This is a genomic window from Paraburkholderia ultramafica, assembly GCF_902859915.1.
GTDB lineage: Bacteria > Pseudomonadota > Gammaproteobacteria > Burkholderiales > Burkholderiaceae > Paraburkholderia > Paraburkholderia ultramafica.
This window is the reverse complement of sequence record NZ_CADIKK010000047.1, coordinates 1-15,178: the sequence shown is the minus strand read 5'-3', so window position 1 is coordinate 15,178 and position 15,178 is coordinate 1. Positions and strand designations below refer to the sequence as shown.

The following is a 15,178-nucleotide window of genomic DNA, read 5'->3' as shown; positions in this document are numbered from 1 at the left end:
GAGGCAAGACGACTCAGGAGACAAGCATGGGATCACTGAACATCAACGGCCGCGCGGTGGCGGTGCAAGCCGACCCGGACATGCCGCTGCTGTGGGTGCTGCGCTGCGAATTGGGCATGACCGGCACCAAGTTCGGCTGTGGCGTGGGCATTTGCGGCGCGTGCACGATCCATCTGGACGGCGCCGCATGCCTGTCGTGTCAGACGCCGATGTCGAGCCTGCACACGCAGAAGATCACCACCATCGAGGGCGTGCAGGGCGCCGAGGCGCAAGCATTGAAGGCGGCGTGGATCGATCTCGATGTGGTGCAATGCGGCTATTGCCAGAGCGCGCAACTGATGGCGGCCTGCGCGCTGCTCAAGCACAAGCCCGATCCGAGCGACGCCGATATCGACGCGGCGATGAGCCCTATCGTGTGCCGTTGCGGCACCTATCCGCGCGTGCGGGCGGCGATCCACCAGGCGGCTGCGAAGCGCCGGCCGGCATGACACCGCCGGCGTGTCTTCGACAAATCAATGCGCTAGCAGATGCCGCGCGGGCTCAATTCGCCAGCATCTCCACTACGGCGACCACCGCCGTGAAAATGCCGATACATCCGCCCAATGTGACTACGCCCTGCATGAATGGCGACATACGTGACCCCGTAGCGTGTGGTTAGTGTCACGTATTTAACCGCAAATGAAAGGCAAAAGAAAGTTAGTCAAAAATAATTCGTAAGCTCTTCAGGGCCCTTTTGCGGCTGTGGCCGCCGCCGCGTTCGGCACGGCCTTCGCCGCTGTGGCAGCGTGAGGCGCCGTCACGCCAGGCGCGCTCTGCGCATCTATCTCCCAACCGCCGCCGAGCGCGAGGAACAGATTGACCTGATCGATGGCCACCTGGCCTTCCGCGGCCGCCACCTGAGACCTCGTCGCCGTCAGCGTGCGCGTCGCGTCCAGATCCGAGATGAACGACTCGCGCCCGGCGCGATACAAACGATGCGTTTCATCCGCCGACTCCGCCGCCGACTTCAGCGCGACACGCAAAGCGTCGGCGCGGGCGGAGTCCGATGCGTAGGTCGCGAGATTGGTCTCGGTCTCGCGCAGTGCGGTCAGCACCACGCCGTCGAACTTGGCGAGCGCCACGACGCTCGACGCCTCTGCTTCACGCACACGACCACGCGCGCCATTGGTGGGGAAGTTCCAGTTGATCAGCGGACCGAAAGCCCAACGCGCGGTGGGCAACGTGGGGATGTCTTCGAGAATCCCCGTATAGCCCGCCGATGCACCGAAGCTGATGGTCGGATACAGCGCCCCTGTGGCAACACCAATGCGCGCCGTCGACGCCGCCAGTTGACGTTCGGCCTCGCGCACGTCCGGACGTCGCTTGAGCAGCGCGGCGCCATCGCCGACCGGAATCGGCTGGCGGATTTGCGGCAGCCGGTCGCAAGCCAGCACAGCCGGCGGCAGGTCGGACGGTGCACGGGCGAGCAGCGCGGCGAGCTGGTATTGCGCGATCTTGCGGCGCGCCGTGTAGCGCGGAAGATCCGCTGTCAACGTCGCCACCTGAGTCTGGCCGCGCGTCACGTCGGGCTGATTGCCACGGCCCGCGTCACGCAGACGGCGCGACAAGTCCACGCGCTGCCTCTGCAAGGCCAGCGACTGTTGCGCGACCCTGAGTTCCTCGGCCGCCGAGCACTGCTCGACGTAAGCGCGCACCACGTCCGCCACCACCGTGATCCGCGCGAGATCGCCGGCGGCCTGGACGGACTCGGTGTCAGCCTGCGCCGCTTCCACGCCGCGCCGCAGCTTGCCGAACAGATCGAATTCGTACGAGATGCTGATGCCGAAGTCGCCCTCGTTGGCGACTGGCAGTTTCTCGAACAGCAGGAACTGTTCGGCCGATTCCTGCGCGCGCTTGACCGCCGCGGACGCCTCGCCGGAGAAGCCGCCCTGCGCGCGCGCAACGCCCAGCGCTTCACGCGAGCGCGCGAGATTCGCCGCCGCGACGCGCAAGTCGGTGTTTGATTGCAGCGCCTCGTCGACGAGACCGTTCAGCACCGGATCGTCGTACAGCTTCCACCACACCGCGGGCACGTTCCGGCGCGAGGTCAGCGTCGGGTCGGCGCCTTCGAGCGGCGCATTGGCGAGCGGCGCGTTGATGAGCGCCTGCCGCGGCAGCGAGTAGTTCGGGCCGACGGTCGTGCAGCCGTCGAGCGCGGCGGCCAACGGCAGCAGCGGCAGCAGCGGCAAAAAGGGCAGAGAGCGCGACAGCTTCATTGCGATGCGCCCGAGGTAGCAGTGGCAGAAGCCGGTTGCGCAGCCGAAGCAGCGGGAACCGCTGAATTAGCGGAAGCCGCCGACGCACCCACTGCGCCGGACGCACCCGACGCGCCCGCCGTCTGACGCCGCCTGATCGGCGACAGATCCCGCACCGACACCGTCGCTGTGCGGCCGGCGATCATGCGGAAGTCGGCGGGGACTTCGTCGAGCGCGACGCGCACCGGAATGCGCTGCGCGAGCCGCACCCAGCTGAACGCCGGATTGACGTTCGGCAGCAGATTCGAGCCTAGCGTGCGGTCGCGGTCTTCAATACCGGCGACGATGCTTTGCACGTGCCCGCGCAGCGCGGTCGGCTCGCCCATCACCGTGATATCGACCGGCTGGCCGATGTCGATGCCGCGCAGCTTGGTTTCCTCGAAATAGCCATCGACGCGGAACGAATGCATGTCGACCACCGACACCACCGCGCGCCCCGCCGCGACGAATTCGCCGACGCGCGGCGCACGGTCGTTCAGATAACCGTCGACCGGGCTCATGATCGTCGCGCGTTGCAGGTTCGGCTTCGCGGTGTCGATCGCCACGTTCGCATCGGCGAGCGCGGCTTCGCCCGCTTCGACGCGCGAGCGGCTTTCTTCCGCGGCTTCCGCGGCGACCAGGTTGCCGAGCTTGCGGTTACGCGCGTCTTCGCGGCGCGCCTGATCGAGCGTTGCGCGGCGCTGCTGCGCGGTGGCCTGCGCCTGACGCAGCGCGAGCGTGTAGCGGGCCTGATCGATCACGAACAGCACCTGGCCTTGCTTGACCTGCTGGCTGTCCACCACTTCGACCGACGAGATCAGCCCCGAGATATCCGGCGCGACCTGGATCACGTCAGCGCGCACGTGGCCGTCGCGGGTCCACGGCGCGAACATGTAATAGGCGACCAGTTTCCACAGCACGAAGGCTGCAACCACCACGACGATCAGGGTCAGCAGAATCTGACCGACGGAGAACCAGGTTTTTTTCACGTTATTAGTCTGTGCGAAACGACAACGACAAAGCCCAGCACCAGCACATAGATGCCGAGATCGAAGATGGAGCGGTGCCAGACGAAGCGGTAAAAACCGATGCGTCCGAGCACCGTGCGGATGACCAGGTTGATCAGATACGCGATCAACATCAGCACGAGCACGGCCGGCACGAACACGCCGAAGATATCGATTTCACCGATCATCGCGGAGAGTAAAGAAGTGGAACGCGTGCATCAGGCAGCGGCCTCCGGTTCGGGCGGCGTCGGTGTCGTCAGCGTGGCCGGAAACAGCGAAAGACGCAAGCCGACCAGCGCGTGCAGCGCGTCGCGCAACTGGCGTGCCGAGGTTTGCGAGGTCGCGGTGGGCGTCTCGGCATTGGCGAGTCCCAGCGCGGTCACGCGCGCGACCGCGGCATCGATCGACGACATCAGGCTCTCGGGCACCGGCTCGCGCTTGCGGCGGTCGACGCAGCCTTCGTAGTGACTACGCACTCCACTGAGCACGTGCTCGATCGCGGCCGGCGCTTCGCCGCCGAGCTTGTGGGTCAGGCGGCGCAGATCGAGTGCGTTGAACGCGATGCGCAGATCGCGGAAGCTTTCGATCGACGGATGGCGATGGTCGTCGGTGGCGCCGAGACGCGGGATCAGCTGCATCAGCCGGTCGAGCATGCGCGCGGCGAGATTGCGCGGGTCTTCGATCGGCCGCGTCGACGCCGTGAGCGCGACGTCGGCCCAGCTCGAACGCAACAGGCGGGACGCCGCGAGTTCGGCGCCGAACGGGCGCGTCACGCGCGTCCACAGGTACGCATAGAGCAGGCCGGACAGGCCCGCGAGATTGGCGTTCAAAAACTTCAGGAAGTTCGCGTCGTAAGCGTCCTGAATGCTGATGAAGGTGGCCGTATTCACGGCGACCAGCACCGTGGCCATGTTGAACTGCGGGCGCGGAATCAGCGTGCCGACCAGGATGAACGGCGCGGCGAACATGATGACCAGCATCGGGAAGTCATGCACCTGCGGCAGCACCGCGAACAGATAGACGCCTGCCGCCAGCACGCTGACCCCGGTCGCGAGGAAGAAGCGGAACACCATTGGCGCGGGTTCGTCGAGGGCCGCGAAGAAGCAGCAGGCCACCGCCGCCAGCGTCACCGCGCTGGCGCCGTCGTTCCAGCCGGAGCTGATCCACAGGCTGCACGCGAGAATCACCGCTGCGGCCACCGATCCGGTCGAGAACAGCATGATGCCGCGATCGTAGAAGCGCTCGGTGCCGCCCAGCCGCCAATGGCGAAAACGCGGGCGCCACGCGCCTTCTTCGCGCGTAATGATGATGCGCAGCGAGCGGCAGTCCTGCCAGACGTCGATCACCTGCTTCATCCGCCACAACGCGTTCGACAGCAGCGCGCCGTCCCAGTGCGCGAGCGCGGCGGCTGTCGGACGCATGGCGGCGATGCGCTCGCGCAGCGCGTTGGCGGTCTCGTCGGGGTGATAGCCCTCGCTCACGGCGGGAAGCGGCTCGTTGAACCACTTGATCACATCGGCGAGCAGCGCTTCGAGACCCTCGGGCCAGCTCTGGCGGCCACTGTTGTACAGCGCGATCAGCGGATCGGCGAGCGCCGACATGATCGGCAGCAGCAACTGCATGCGGCCGCGCAGTTCATGCGCGCGGGCCACCACGTCGGGCCTCGTGTGATCGTAGGCGAGCTGGCTGAGCAGCAATTCCAGGCCGTTGCTGGTGCTCGCGAGCCGTTGCCGGGCGCCCGAGATCGCCGAGCCGGCGATGCGTCCGGACAGCGTCTGCGTCGCATAGAACGCGCCGTCGCGAAACCAGGCGTCGGTCCGCTCGATGATGGTGGGCGCGAGCCGGCTCGGAAACAGCGCCCCGCCGACAATGCTCGCACAAACGATGCCAAGCGTGATCTCCTCGGTGCGGCTGACCGCGAGATCGAACACGCCCGCTGGATTGGTCACCGAGGGCAGCGCGATGATCGGCATCGTATAGCTGGCCAGCATGAACACGTAGCTGCGCGCGGTGCGGTCGGACACCGCCAGATACAGCAGTGTGCCGATCCACAGCGCGACGACCACGCTGAACAGATACGGCGATTCGACGAACGGCGGCACCAGCAGCACCGCGGCCGCGGCGCCGAGCGCGGTGCCGAGCGCGCGATACAGCGCCTTCGAACGGGTCGCGCCGACGAACGGATTCGACACGATGTAGACGGTTGCCATCGCCCAGTACGGCCGCGGCAGTTCGAGTGCGAGACCAATGTAGAGCGCGATCATCGCCGCGGCAAAAGTCTTGACCGAGAACAGCCAGTCGCGGATAGAGGGATAGACCATAAAGCGCTACGCCGGATCGCCGGGGTTAGGCGGCGCCGCTGCGTGTGCTTTGCGTTTGTTGGACTTGGGCGCCTTGGCGGCTTTGGCAGCTTTGCGGGTCTTGCCGGCGGCCGGCGCGGGCTTGCCCGGCGCGTGTTGCGCATGTTGCGCACGCTGAGCGCGCTCGGTGCCGCCTTGTTCGGCGCGCCTGGCGGCGTCTGTCGTGAAAGCGTCCAGCACCCGCAAGGCCGCTTCGAGATCGCTGCGCGAGACGCCTTTGAGCGCCTGCGCCCGCAACGTGACCAGTTCTTGTTCCATCTTCGCGGTGACGGCGCGGCCTTCGTCGGTGAGCGCCACAGTTTTCGCACGGCGATCTTCGGGATCTTCTTCGCGGCGCATCAGGCCCGCTGCGCACAGTTGATCGAGCAGCCGCACGAGCGAGGGACCTTCGATGCCGATGTGATCGGCCAACGTGACCTGGCGCACCGCCGTGCCGAGCCGGCTAGCGGTCAGCAGCGGCGTGGCGCACGCCTCGGAGACGTTGAAGGCCGCCAGCACGCCATGGCTCGTGCGCCGCCACTTTCTGGCAGCGACAACCAGGGTGCTGCTGACGGTGCGGCGCAGGAGATCGAGATTTGGCATGGCCGGTATTGTATTTCCTAAATATTCGTTAGCAAACTATTGAATTGGAAATTTTTGCCGGGCGGCGACTGATAGTCTGTGACTGCAATGTGACAGCGCCGCTATAGCTGTTGGGCTCGTGCACGTCAGCCAAACGATTAGAAATCCGCTGCAAGACAATGCGACTCAGGAAGATGACCGCGCGCGGCTCGCGACTCGCAATCCCGCCGGCGCCCGGACGATCACGCCGCTGTCAGGCCGCGAGTCGGATGGCGATTACGCCTGCGAGTGCGGCCAGCCTTCCAGCGGTCCAGCCGCCCGCCCAGCCCATCACGCCACCAACCCAAGCCGTACGGTTCGCGCCAGATCGTCGAGTTGAAACGGTTTGCGCAGGATCGTGCAGCGCTTCACCGCCAACCCGGAAATATCCACGTCCGCATAACCCGTCGCCAGAATCACCGGCAAGTCCTCGCGCATCTTGCGCGCCTCGGCGATCACGTCGATCCCGTTCATGCCCGGCATCGCGAAGTCGACCATCAGCAGGTCGGGCTTGTCGTCCTGCAAGCGGTTCAGACCGGCACGGCCGTCCGCGGCTTCGGTCACGGTATAGCCGAGCGTTCTCAGCGACTCGACCAGCATGGCCCGCACCTCGCCGTCGTCTTCGACCACCAGCACGCGCTTTTCACCGACTGCGTTCGCTTCGGCATCGGACGCCGCTTCGGCCTGCGGGGCCGCGCGTTTGCGCAACGGCAGCCAGATCTCCACGGTGGTGCCCGCGCCTTCTTCGCTGAAGAGCCGCGCGGTGCCGCCCGCCTGCCTCGCGATCCCGTAGACCTGGCTCAGGCCGAGTCCTGTGCCCTTGCCGATCGGCTTGGTGGTGAAGAACGGATCGAACACGCGCGACACGACATCGGGCGGCACGCCCGAACCGGTATCGGCGACTTCGACCACCACGTAGCGACCGGCCGCGAGCGTCTGATCGGGCGCCGCGCGCGCTCTCACGCGAATGCCGAGCTGGCCGCCGGCGGGCATCGCATCGCGCGCGTTGATCGCGAGATTGAGAATCGCCAGTTCGAGCTGATTGGCGTCGGCCTGAGTCCACATCTCGTCGCCGTCGAACGCGTTGGTATAGCGGATGCTCGAACCGAGCGACACGGTGATGATGTCGCGCATGCCTTGCAGCAACGCGACCACGTCCACTGCCTTCAGATCGAGGTTGCTGTTGCGCGAGAAGGTCAGCAACTGGCCGGTCAGTTTCGCGCCGCGTTCGGTCGCGCGTTTGACGGTCGCGGCCATGCCGAGAATGCGCTCGTCGCTGCTGACCCGCGCGATCAGTTCCGCGTTGACCATGATCACGTTCAGCAGATTGTTGAAGTCGTGCGCGATGCCGCCGGTGAGCTGCCCGAGCGCTTCCATCTTCTGCGATTGCACCAGCACCGCCTGCACTTTGGCGCGCTCGTGAATCTCCATCATCAGCCGGTTGTTCGCGGACGCGAGCTCATGAGTGCGTTCGGCGATGCGGCTTTCCAGCGAATCGTTCAACTGCACCAGCGCCTCTTGCGCCTCGATCCGTTCGGCCAGATGGCGGCGCGAGTCATACTGCCGCGCGCGCGCCCGCAGCGACGACGCCACTGCGCGCCGCAGCGTCTCCGAGTTCAACGGACGTTCGAGCACGACCACGTTGCCGAGCCGTTCGAGCACTTCCAGCCCGCGCGCGGAGCGGTGCCCGACGCGCGACGCGGCGAGCAGGATGAACGGGAAATCGGACCACGCCGGCTGCTTTTCGAGCCACCCGAACAGACGCGACGCATGCTCGCCCGCCAGCGCTTCCTCGGCGATCAGCGCGGCGCCCGCGCCGGCGTCGAGCGCGGCGGTGAGCGCATCGGCGTCGCGGCACGTCACGCACATGCGCGCGTCTCTATGCAGGACTTCGGCGATCACATCGGCGTCGCGGCCGAACGGCGCCAGGATGAGGACGCGTTGCTCCATGACCTTACTGCTTGGATGTATCGATGACGCGGGCCGCCGCGCCGAGCAGGGCGGTGCTGCCGCGGTAGGAGGGCAGGCCGGACAGCACGCCTTCGAAGTCGCGCAGCGCTTCGCCGACTTCCACGCCGCCGCTGCCGAGCCGGAACTGACGAATCGAGCGTTCGTGCGCATTCGCGCGGCTCTTCACGGCGGTCACAGCCGTCAGCACTTCGCCGTGGTGCTCAAAGTAGCGGAACAGCACGACGACGTCGCTGAGATAGCTGATGTCGATATCGTTCTGCACTTCGCCGATGATGCCGTGCTGCCCCAACACCAGCATCGTGATGATGCCTTGCTGGTTCAGGTAGCCGAGCAGTTCGTGCATTTGCAGCAGCAGGTAGCGCTCGCCGGGCATCGCCTGGAGATAGGCGTTCAGGCTGTCGATCGCGACATACCGGACGCCTTTTTTCTCGACCGAGTTGCGCACGTCGCTTGCGAATTCGCCCGGCGAGATTTCCGCCGGATCGATCTGGCGCAGCGTCAGCAGGCCGCTTTCGACGTGCGGCGCGAGCTGCATGCCGAGCGTCGCGCAACGGATCGTCAGCGTGGTGAGGGTTTCGTCGAACACGTAGTAGACGCAGCGTTCGCCGCGCTCCAGCGCCGCGATCAGGCACGACACCACGGTGGTGGTCTTGCCGACGCCCGATGGGCCGATCATCAGCGCGTTGGTGCCGGGGATCAGGCCGCCGCCGAGCAGCGCATTCAGGCCGGGCGTGCCGGTGCTGACCATTTCCGTGTCGAATGCCGTGTGGTGCTCGGCCGCGACGAGCCGCGGATAGACGCGGATGCCGCCCGTGTCGAGCGTGAAGTCGTGATAGCCCTCGCGGAACTTGATGCCGCGCATCTTCGCGATGCGCGTGCGCCGCCGGTTGCCGCCGTAATCATGCGCGAGGTTTTCGAGGCTGATCACACCGTGCGCGATGCTGTGCAGTTGCACGTCGCTGGGGTCGGACGAGTTGTCGTCGAGCAACAGCACCGTGCATTCACGGGTCGCGAAATAGCGCTTGAGCGCGAGAATCTGCCGGCGGTAGCGCAACGGGTTCTGCGCTAGCAGACGCAATTCGGAGAGGCTGTCGAGCACGATGCGCGCGGGTTTGAGTTCGTCGACCTGTTTGATCACGTTGCGCACGGTCTCGCCCAGTTCGACTTCGGCTGGGTGCAGTACGGTCTGCTCGTATTGCGGATCGAGGCCTTCGTCGGAGAGCAGCTCGAGGATCGTGAAGCGGCTGACGTCCCAACCGTGGCTTGCGCCGACCGCGAGCAGCTCGGCGCGGGTTTCGGATAGCGTGATGTACAAGCCCACCTGTCCTTCTTCAACGCCCTGGAGTAGGAATTGCAAGGCCAGGGTGGTTTTACCTGTACCCGGAGCACCTTCCACGAGGTACATGCGGTGACGCGTGAGACCACCACCCAGGATGTTGTCGATTCCATCGATTCCGCAGGAGAGGCGGGCTGGCGTGTGGGCGGCGGGTGTGTTTGACATGGCGTAGCGGTTTGCGTCGATTCGAGTGGCGGGCGAATTCTCAGCCGTTACGGCGGGAACGCAATTTGTGTGCCATTGATCCGTTGGCGCACTGCTTCACGGAAGGGGTGACGTGTGTGGTTGCGCGATTCATCTGGCGCGATCTCGTTGCAAGGGCGTCGCGCAACCCTACGGCGACGACGCGCAATGTGCCGCGAGCCATCGCAGCTTCGAATGCACGTGGACGCCGCATCACGATGCCGGCTCGAATGCGGACGCGCTGCAAGCCGTGGCGGCGGATATCGCGTCGTGTTTGCCGGACGCGACGCACGATCAGAATTCGCCGGGACGCCAGCACTTTTATCTGGGCGCGAAGGGTAGACGGACCGATATCACGCTGACGCCCGCGGGGTCGAACAAGCTACGTCTGGTGGTGTCGGGGTAAGTGAGGGGGGATGAGCCGTTGATGGGCGCCAAGCGGCCGGCAGGTGAGTCGCTGCGCCGTAATCACTAGATCGATGCCGGCCACCACGTCCAGCCACGCTGTGAATGCCGCAACTCGACCACCGACAGCGGCGCGATCTCGATGCGTGCAAATACCGCCGGCGATGCCCCGAGCGCATATACGATTGCAGCCCGCAGCAGTGGAGCATGCGTGACGGCGACGACGTTGTGCACGTGTTTCGATGTGCCGCTCGTCGTGCCGCTGATCGCGTCGTCCAGTGCGTCTAGCCATGCCCCCATCCGCTTCACGAGCTGACTCAACGACTCGCCGCCGTGCGGCGCGGCGTCGGGATCGCGCGTCCATGCAGCGAGGTCTTGCGGGGCTTCAACAGAGAGATCGGCGAGGCGCCGTCCATGCCAACTGCCGTAGTTCATATCCGCCAGAGCATCGTCGACCGTGGCGGCGAGGCCCAGCGCCAACGCCGTATCGCGTGCGCAAACGGCCGGGCTGACAAAGGCTGCCGCGGCGTCGGGAATCGCGACGCGCATGCGCACGGCTTTGGTTTCGACTTCGGCGCGGCCGCGGGCGTCGAGTGGGTGGTCGGCGGGAAAGCGGCCCGCGCGCTGCGCGGCCCTCGATGCGTGGCTCACCAGTAACAGTCGCGTGTCCATTCTGTTCATTTCCATTGATGCCACGTCCAGGCGCAACGCCGGCTCGCATCGTGCGGCCTCGACGTTCACGAAGGCCGAAGTTTAGCGCGTAGAATAGCGGGACTGCGAAGCACGGAAGCCGGTGAGAGCCCGGCGCGGTCGCGCCACTGTAATCGGTATGCCAAGCCGAAAGCCAGACCTGAGCTTCGCACCACTCCTCTGCAATCTACTTTCGGGGCGCGCCACCCCCAGGAGATGTCCATCATGACTGAAGCTGTTTTCGATTCCGGTTCCCAGCCCGCTAGTCACCCCGCTGCCCAACCCACGCCGATTCCGCTGCGCGAGTTGCTGCCCTGGGTTGTGTTCGGCGGTTTGCTGCTGTTGCTCGCGCTTTACTTCGTTGGTGCGGAACAGGGCGCCACGTCGCTGGTGCCCGGTATGTACGTGCATGAGTTCGTGCACGACGGCCGCCATCTGCTCGGCTTTCCCTGCCACTGACGGAGTCGAACATGGTTGGTAAATTGTTGGTACGCGGGATGCTAGCTGGCATCGCCGCGGGACTGCTCACGTTCGGCTTCGCCAGAGTGGTCGGCGAGCCGCAGGTCAATCAGGCGATTTCATTCGAAGAAAAGGCCGAGTCCGCGCACGGCGATGCCCATGAACCGGAACTGGTGAGCCGCAATACGCAGGCGGGCCTCGGCTTGCTGACGGGCGTGGTGGTTTATGGCGCGGCGTTCGGCGGATTGTTCTCGCTGGTGTTCGCCTACGCGTATGGGCGAGTCGGCGCGTTGAGTGCGCGCGCGTTGTCCGCATGGCTCGCGTTGGGCGCGTTCATTGCATTGGTGATCGTGCCGAACATCAAGTATCCGGCGAATCCGCCGTCGGTCGGCGATCCGGAAACGATTGGCATGCGCACGGGCCTGTTCTTTCTGATGATCGCCATCTCGCTGGCCGCGATGGTGTTTTCGCTGAAGGTACGGCGCCGCGCAGCGCTGAAGCTCGGTGCATGGAACGGCTCGATTGTTGCGGGACTGGTGTTCGTCGCGATCATCGCGGCGGTGCAACTGTCGATGCCGGCCGTCAGCGAAGTGCCGACGGCTTTCCCGGCGGTGCTGTTGTGGAAGTTCCGCATCGCGGCGATCGGCATGCAGGCGATCATGTGGACGACGATCGGGCTGCTGTTCGGCGCGCTGGTCGAGCGGAGCGCTTTCACGCGCGTGAATGGGCGGGCGGCGGTGAAGTCGGCTTGACCCTGGTTCAACGGGCGTGACCGCGTAGGTGGTCGCGCTCTGCGCGCAACGTGCGAGAGGGGTTTTGCGTCAAGGACTTGGCGGGGTTGTGGAAAGGTTATCCACAGGCTTAAGAACAAAAACTGGGGATAACTTTGGGGCACGCGAAGCCCAAATAGATACAAACTCGGACGAAAGAAAACGCCCGCGTGGAGCGGGCGCGGAGTGCGCATAGTTGGCAGTAAGACTTTTCAGTATGTTAATCGTCCTTTGCTGGACTCCGTTGTGGACCTTCGTTAGAAATAGAAATGCACTGACCGCTGGCGGGTTGGGGCAGGCGGACCTCGCTATAGCGCATCCGGTTCAAGTTCCCAACCGACTCCACCAGGCCCTTCTTGACCATCAGCTTGATACGTTGTGCGTAAAACACGTCGATGATGTCAGGATAAAAACTCGTATCAGAACCCATACCGAGTGAAACGATCATGGCAACCTTCCGGTAATTGCCAGTCAAATTCCGAAAAAGTGCAGTATCGATGATACGCAGATCGGCCTCGGTGAGACGATCCGCAGCCGCTTGCTGTGTGGCGGTCAGAGGTGGGTCGTCTGCCTCATCATCGAAATCGTCTTCGTATTCTTCGGTTTGCTCATTCACTTAATTGCCCTTTTTAAAATTAGCGGTTGTAGTGACTATCGATCTTTCGGGATGGGCGTGTCTTACACATACTTCTGCTGCGTCCGATACCAACGATAGCGCCATGTTGTTTTAAGAGCCCGTGAAACCCTGATACGGATTGCCTCCGCATCGGGCGGGATAACAGCCAGCGAAGCACTTGTTAAACCTTCGGTACCATATGTTTGGTTTTCTGAAGTCTCCGGCAGCGTCGGCGCACGTGACCCTACAGGCCGCCTTCTCTGCCGCACATCCATCGTCATGGCATTTCACCATCCCGCCATCTGCTGACGAACCCGTATCCGAAGACGAATTTAAAAACGATGACGAATAGGCCAGAGGCGTGCTTGCTGTCCTGCGCAAGCGCCAAGCCGGTGAAGCCTGCCGTGCGCCATGTGCCCGACGTTTTATTGAACGTAGTGCGGTTGCCGTCGGCGCGATATGCAAAGACTTGCGGCGTGCTACTGCCCGCATTCGCCAGTCCGAGCTTCATCTGCCAATTGTGAATCCATAGCGACCCGACTCCAGCATCGTTGCGGGTCGTCGGTTGTGCCGGTAGGTGCGCCGGAACGTTAAAGGCACATCGTCGCCGCTGACAAAGTCCGCTTCGGTAATGGTCGTCGCGCCAGTGGCGGGATATACGGGATCCGCTACCGGACAACTATCTTCCGGCGTTCCATCAGGTGGCGAATTGCACCATTGAGTAATCAGGTCGAGGTTGGCGGTGCAGAGTAGCTTCCCATGCCGACTGGGGTGTTGGACGCGGCCGTGAGGCGGCACGACGATGTACCTTGCACTGCTCCGGATTTCGGATATAGCGCTAGGCACATCGAGTCGCCGCCGTCCGCGTTGGCTGCGACAGTCGCGAAGAGTGATGCCGATAGAGTAAGGAGGCGACCCAGCATCCGGATTTTCCACGTTGGTGGTCTGAAGCTGCCCATTTTTACTTTGTTAGCTAAACTAATAAGATTTTAATATTGTGAATCGGCTGGTGTCCGGAGTTGCGCTGAAACTTCGCGTGCAAGACGCTGAACTTTCTGCGAATTGCGTATCGTCCTTGCGGTAGCAAACGATGACGATCGGGATAGAGACGTGAGAGCGACTTGCTGCAGGAGAGAACGCCCGCGTTGCGCGGGTGTGAAGCGAATCTCGTTGGGGGCGGAGGTTCTGCGAGAGCGCTCAAAAGGAGATGCCTGTGAGCGCGTTTAATTCATGTCACAAAGGCTCGCAGGCGAGTTGATACGGGCGCGGTTCTGGCGCACCGCATCCGCATGCCGCGGCGCTAGATCTTCGTAGTTGGCTTCTTAAATTTCGCCGTCGCGTGTGAGGATCGAACGTTCGCCGCGGATGTTAGCGATAAATCACCCGCAGCAAACGATTCGATTGATATAGTGAAGGTAATCGAGGAGCGTTAGTCAAGAAAGAGTTTATGGCGTTCCGTATCAGAGCGGCGAGTGTGGCGGGCCGCTGTCTGCCGTTTTCGTGCGACTACCCGGTAACACATTCCGCCCTTGCCCTGGAATGTCCTGGAATTTTCCCGCGGAAGAAAACGATAAGCACTAACACGTAAAAAGCGCGAATACAAACGCGAATTTTGTTGTTACGGCATGGTGACCGCTATTATTTGTTAGCGCTGCACTGTTTTAGATGGTGTGGAAATACAGATTGATCCCGGCAATTCCGTTGATGTTGCCAGATGAAAACATTCGTCATCGACATGGGCGTCATGTTATGAGTGAACAGACAGCCCACGCGCTGCGTTTGCAACGGTTTCAGCGCGATCCGCAGATCATGCCAGCCGCGATCGAGCTTGCGCATGGCCGAGGCCGCTTCGGGCGCTCGACCATCCCTGGCCCTCACAAGCCGTACCACCTCACGCAACGCACCCAGCACGGCGCCACGCCAGGTCTCGACATGACGAGTGGCCGCAAGCGGCATCATCAGAATCGCGACGGCAAACGACACAAGGCAACCCACCGGCACTTCTTCGATCCGCAATTCGACCAGCGGTCCCATCGCGAAACCCAACTCGCCATAGACGAGCCCGACGAGCACGGTGATGAAAAACACCCCCGGCGCATACGGACTGAGAATGTAGTACGCCCAGCCGAACAACCAGAGCATCATCGCGGCCACCAGCAGCGTCGGCGAGCGGTGCGACCAGCAACACGCTGACGAGCGCGCTGGCCAGCCGGAGGAGCATCAAATTAAATCGGATGACTAACTAAATTGATGCCGCCCGCGCAGCACCCCATTTTCTGCGCTTCTCAACTTTTTTAAAATAATTCGCCGAAGGGGGTTGACGGGGTGCGGGCCGCATCGCATAATTCGCCTCCCGTTTGATGACGGACGCGAAGAAAGCAGAGCTTCTGAGCGAGTGATCTTTAAAAATTAACAGCCGATAAGTGTGGGCGCTTGATGCGGGACGCGAGCCGGATTCTCTGGAATCTGGCGAAAAGCGAAAGTATCAAGTCTCACACAGTAATGAAA

15 protein-coding genes and 1 pseudogene are annotated in these 15,178 nt (G+C 63.5%); 4 read left to right on the top strand and 12 right to left on the bottom strand.

The window, feature by feature from the left end:
* Positions 1-26: 26 nt before the first annotated feature.
* Positions 27-488 carry a (2Fe-2S)-binding protein gene (locus HV744_RS32300; RefSeq protein WP_175153379.1) on the top strand — a complete coding sequence of 154 codons (462 nt, stop codon included), beginning with the start codon at positions 27-29 and terminating at the stop codon, positions 486-488.
* 234 nt (positions 489-722) lie between these two features.
* Here the strand turns inward: HV744_RS32300 and HV744_RS32295 are convergent, their stop codons facing one another.
* The 7 genes from HV744_RS32295 to HV744_RS32265 all read right to left on the bottom strand — a co-directional run bounded on the left by HV744_RS32295 (position 723) and on the right by HV744_RS32265 (position 9,712).
* Entirely contained in the window at positions 723-2,255 is a 1,533-nt protein-coding gene (locus HV744_RS32295; RefSeq protein ID WP_175153378.1) for an efflux transporter outer membrane subunit, read from the bottom strand.
* Positions 2,252-3,262, bottom strand: coding sequence for an efflux RND transporter periplasmic adaptor subunit (locus tag HV744_RS32290; protein WP_175153377.1), 1,011 nt, complete (start codon positions 3,260-3,262; stop codon positions 2,252-2,254). Before HV744_RS32290 ends, HV744_RS32295 begins: the two co-directional genes overlap by 4 nt.
* The gene (locus HV744_RS32285; RefSeq protein WP_175153376.1) at positions 3,259-3,468 is read right to left on the bottom strand and encodes a DUF1656 domain-containing protein; all 210 of its coding nucleotides are present in this window, start codon (positions 3,466-3,468) and stop codon (positions 3,259-3,261) included. The genes HV744_RS32290 and HV744_RS32285 overlap by 4 nt, the downstream gene beginning before the upstream one ends.
* A 30-nt stretch (positions 3,469-3,498) precedes the next feature.
* A complete protein-coding gene (locus HV744_RS32280) occupies positions 3,499-5,601 on the bottom strand; it encodes an FUSC family protein (RefSeq protein WP_175153375.1) in 2,103 nt (700 codons plus the stop codon).
* A gap of 6 nt (positions 5,602-5,607) precedes the next feature.
* The gene (locus tag HV744_RS32275; protein ID WP_175153374.1) at positions 5,608-6,222 is read right to left on the bottom strand and encodes a MarR family winged helix-turn-helix transcriptional regulator; all 615 of its coding nucleotides are present in this window, start codon (positions 6,220-6,222) and stop codon (positions 5,608-5,610) included.
* A gap of 309 nt (positions 6,223-6,531) precedes the next feature.
* Positions 6,532-8,190 carry an ATP-binding protein gene (locus HV744_RS32270; RefSeq protein WP_175153373.1) on the bottom strand — a complete coding sequence of 553 codons (1,659 nt, stop codon included), beginning with the start codon at positions 8,188-8,190 and terminating at the stop codon, positions 6,532-6,534.
* Between the two features lie 4 nt (positions 8,191-8,194).
* Positions 8,195-9,712, bottom strand: coding sequence for an ATPase domain-containing protein (locus HV744_RS32265; RefSeq protein WP_175153372.1), 1,518 nt, complete (start codon positions 9,710-9,712; stop codon positions 8,195-8,197).
* Positions 9,713-9,863: 151 nt separating this feature from the next.
* Between HV744_RS32265 and HV744_RS32260 the strand changes: the two are divergent.
* Positions 9,864-10,136: pseudogene (locus HV744_RS32260) on the top strand (hypothetical protein); the annotation flags it as partial.
* A 65-nt stretch (positions 10,137-10,201) separates the two neighbouring features.
* On the opposite strand, the gene HV744_RS32255 reads toward HV744_RS32260, so the two are convergent.
* Positions 10,202-10,807 (bottom strand): histidine phosphatase family protein, encoded by a 606-nt coding sequence (locus HV744_RS32255; protein ID WP_175153371.1) that lies wholly within the window; start codon positions 10,805-10,807, stop codon positions 10,202-10,204.
* Positions 10,808-11,050: 243 nt separating this feature from the next.
* Here HV744_RS32255 and HV744_RS32250 point away from each other — a divergent pair, with 243 nt between their 5' ends.
* Together HV744_RS32250 and HV744_RS32245 are read left to right on the top strand one after the other, a co-directional pair.
* Positions 11,051-11,284, top strand: coding sequence for a CbtB domain-containing protein (locus HV744_RS32250; RefSeq protein WP_175153370.1), 234 nt, complete (start codon positions 11,051-11,053; stop codon positions 11,282-11,284).
* Positions 11,285-11,295: 11 nt separating this feature from the next.
* Positions 11,296-12,036 carry a CbtA family protein gene (locus HV744_RS32245; protein WP_175153369.1) on the top strand — a complete coding sequence of 247 codons (741 nt, stop codon included), beginning with the start codon at positions 11,296-11,298 and terminating at the stop codon, positions 12,034-12,036.
* Positions 12,037-12,274: 238 nt separating this feature from the next.
* Here HV744_RS32245 and HV744_RS32240 read toward each other — a convergent pair whose 3' ends face one another.
* The 4 genes from HV744_RS32240 to HV744_RS32230 all read right to left on the bottom strand — a co-directional run bounded on the left by HV744_RS32240 (position 12,275) and on the right by HV744_RS32230 (position 14,824).
* A complete protein-coding gene (locus HV744_RS32240; protein ID WP_175153368.1) occupies positions 12,275-12,670 on the bottom strand; it encodes a DUF3658 domain-containing protein in 396 nt (131 codons plus the stop codon).
* A 277-nt stretch (positions 12,671-12,947) separates the two neighbouring features.
* Positions 12,948-13,181 carry a hypothetical protein gene (locus HV744_RS32235; RefSeq protein ID WP_175153367.1) on the bottom strand — a complete coding sequence of 78 codons (234 nt, stop codon included), beginning with the start codon at positions 13,179-13,181 and terminating at the stop codon, positions 12,948-12,950.
* Complete coding sequence (locus tag HV744_RS38615) at positions 13,178-13,468, bottom strand: DUF6531 domain-containing protein (RefSeq protein ID WP_425497894.1); 291 nt, start codon at positions 13,466-13,468, stop codon at positions 13,178-13,180. Before HV744_RS38615 ends, HV744_RS32235 begins: the two co-directional genes overlap by 4 nt.
* An 840-nt stretch (positions 13,469-14,308) precedes the next feature.
* Positions 14,309-14,824 carry an FUSC family protein gene (locus HV744_RS32230; RefSeq protein WP_246279296.1) on the bottom strand — a complete coding sequence of 172 codons (516 nt, stop codon included), beginning with the start codon at positions 14,822-14,824 and terminating at the stop codon, positions 14,309-14,311.
* Positions 14,825-15,178 lie beyond the last annotated feature (354 nt).

Coding starts and splice junctions, on each gene's coding strand:
- HV744_RS32300 (WP_175153379.1), top strand. CDS start 27: ATGGGATCACTGAACATCAACGGCCGCGCGGTGGCGGTGCAAGCCGAC.
- HV744_RS32295 (WP_175153378.1), bottom strand. CDS start 2,255: ATGAAGCTGTCGCGCTCTCTGCCCTTTTTGCCGCTGCTGCCGCTGCTG.
- HV744_RS32285 (WP_175153376.1), bottom strand. CDS start 3,468: ATGATCGGTGAAATCGATATCTTCGGCGTGTTCGTGCCGGCCGTGCTC.
- HV744_RS32280 (WP_175153375.1), bottom strand. CDS start 5,601: ATGGTCTATCCCTCTATCCGCGACTGGCTGTTCTCGGTCAAGACTTTT.
- HV744_RS32275 (WP_175153374.1), bottom strand. CDS start 6,222: ATGCCAAATCTCGATCTCCTGCGCCGCACCGTCAGCAGCACCCTGGTT.
- HV744_RS32270 (WP_175153373.1), bottom strand. CDS start 8,190: ATGGAGCAACGCGTCCTCATCCTGGCGCCGTTCGGCCGCGACGCCGAT.
- HV744_RS32265 (WP_175153372.1), bottom strand. CDS start 9,712: ATGTCAAACACACCCGCCGCCCACACGCCAGCCCGCCTCTCCTGCGGA.
- HV744_RS32255 (WP_175153371.1), bottom strand. CDS start 10,807: ATGGACACGCGACTGTTACTGGTGAGCCACGCATCGAGGGCCGCGCAG.
- HV744_RS32250 (WP_175153370.1), top strand. CDS start 11,051: ATGACTGAAGCTGTTTTCGATTCCGGTTCCCAGCCCGCTAGTCACCCC.
- HV744_RS32245 (WP_175153369.1), top strand. CDS start 11,296: ATGGTTGGTAAATTGTTGGTACGCGGGATGCTAGCTGGCATCGCCGCG.
- HV744_RS32235 (WP_175153367.1), bottom strand. CDS start 13,181: ATGAAGCTCGGACTGGCGAATGCGGGCAGTAGCACGCCGCAAGTCTTT.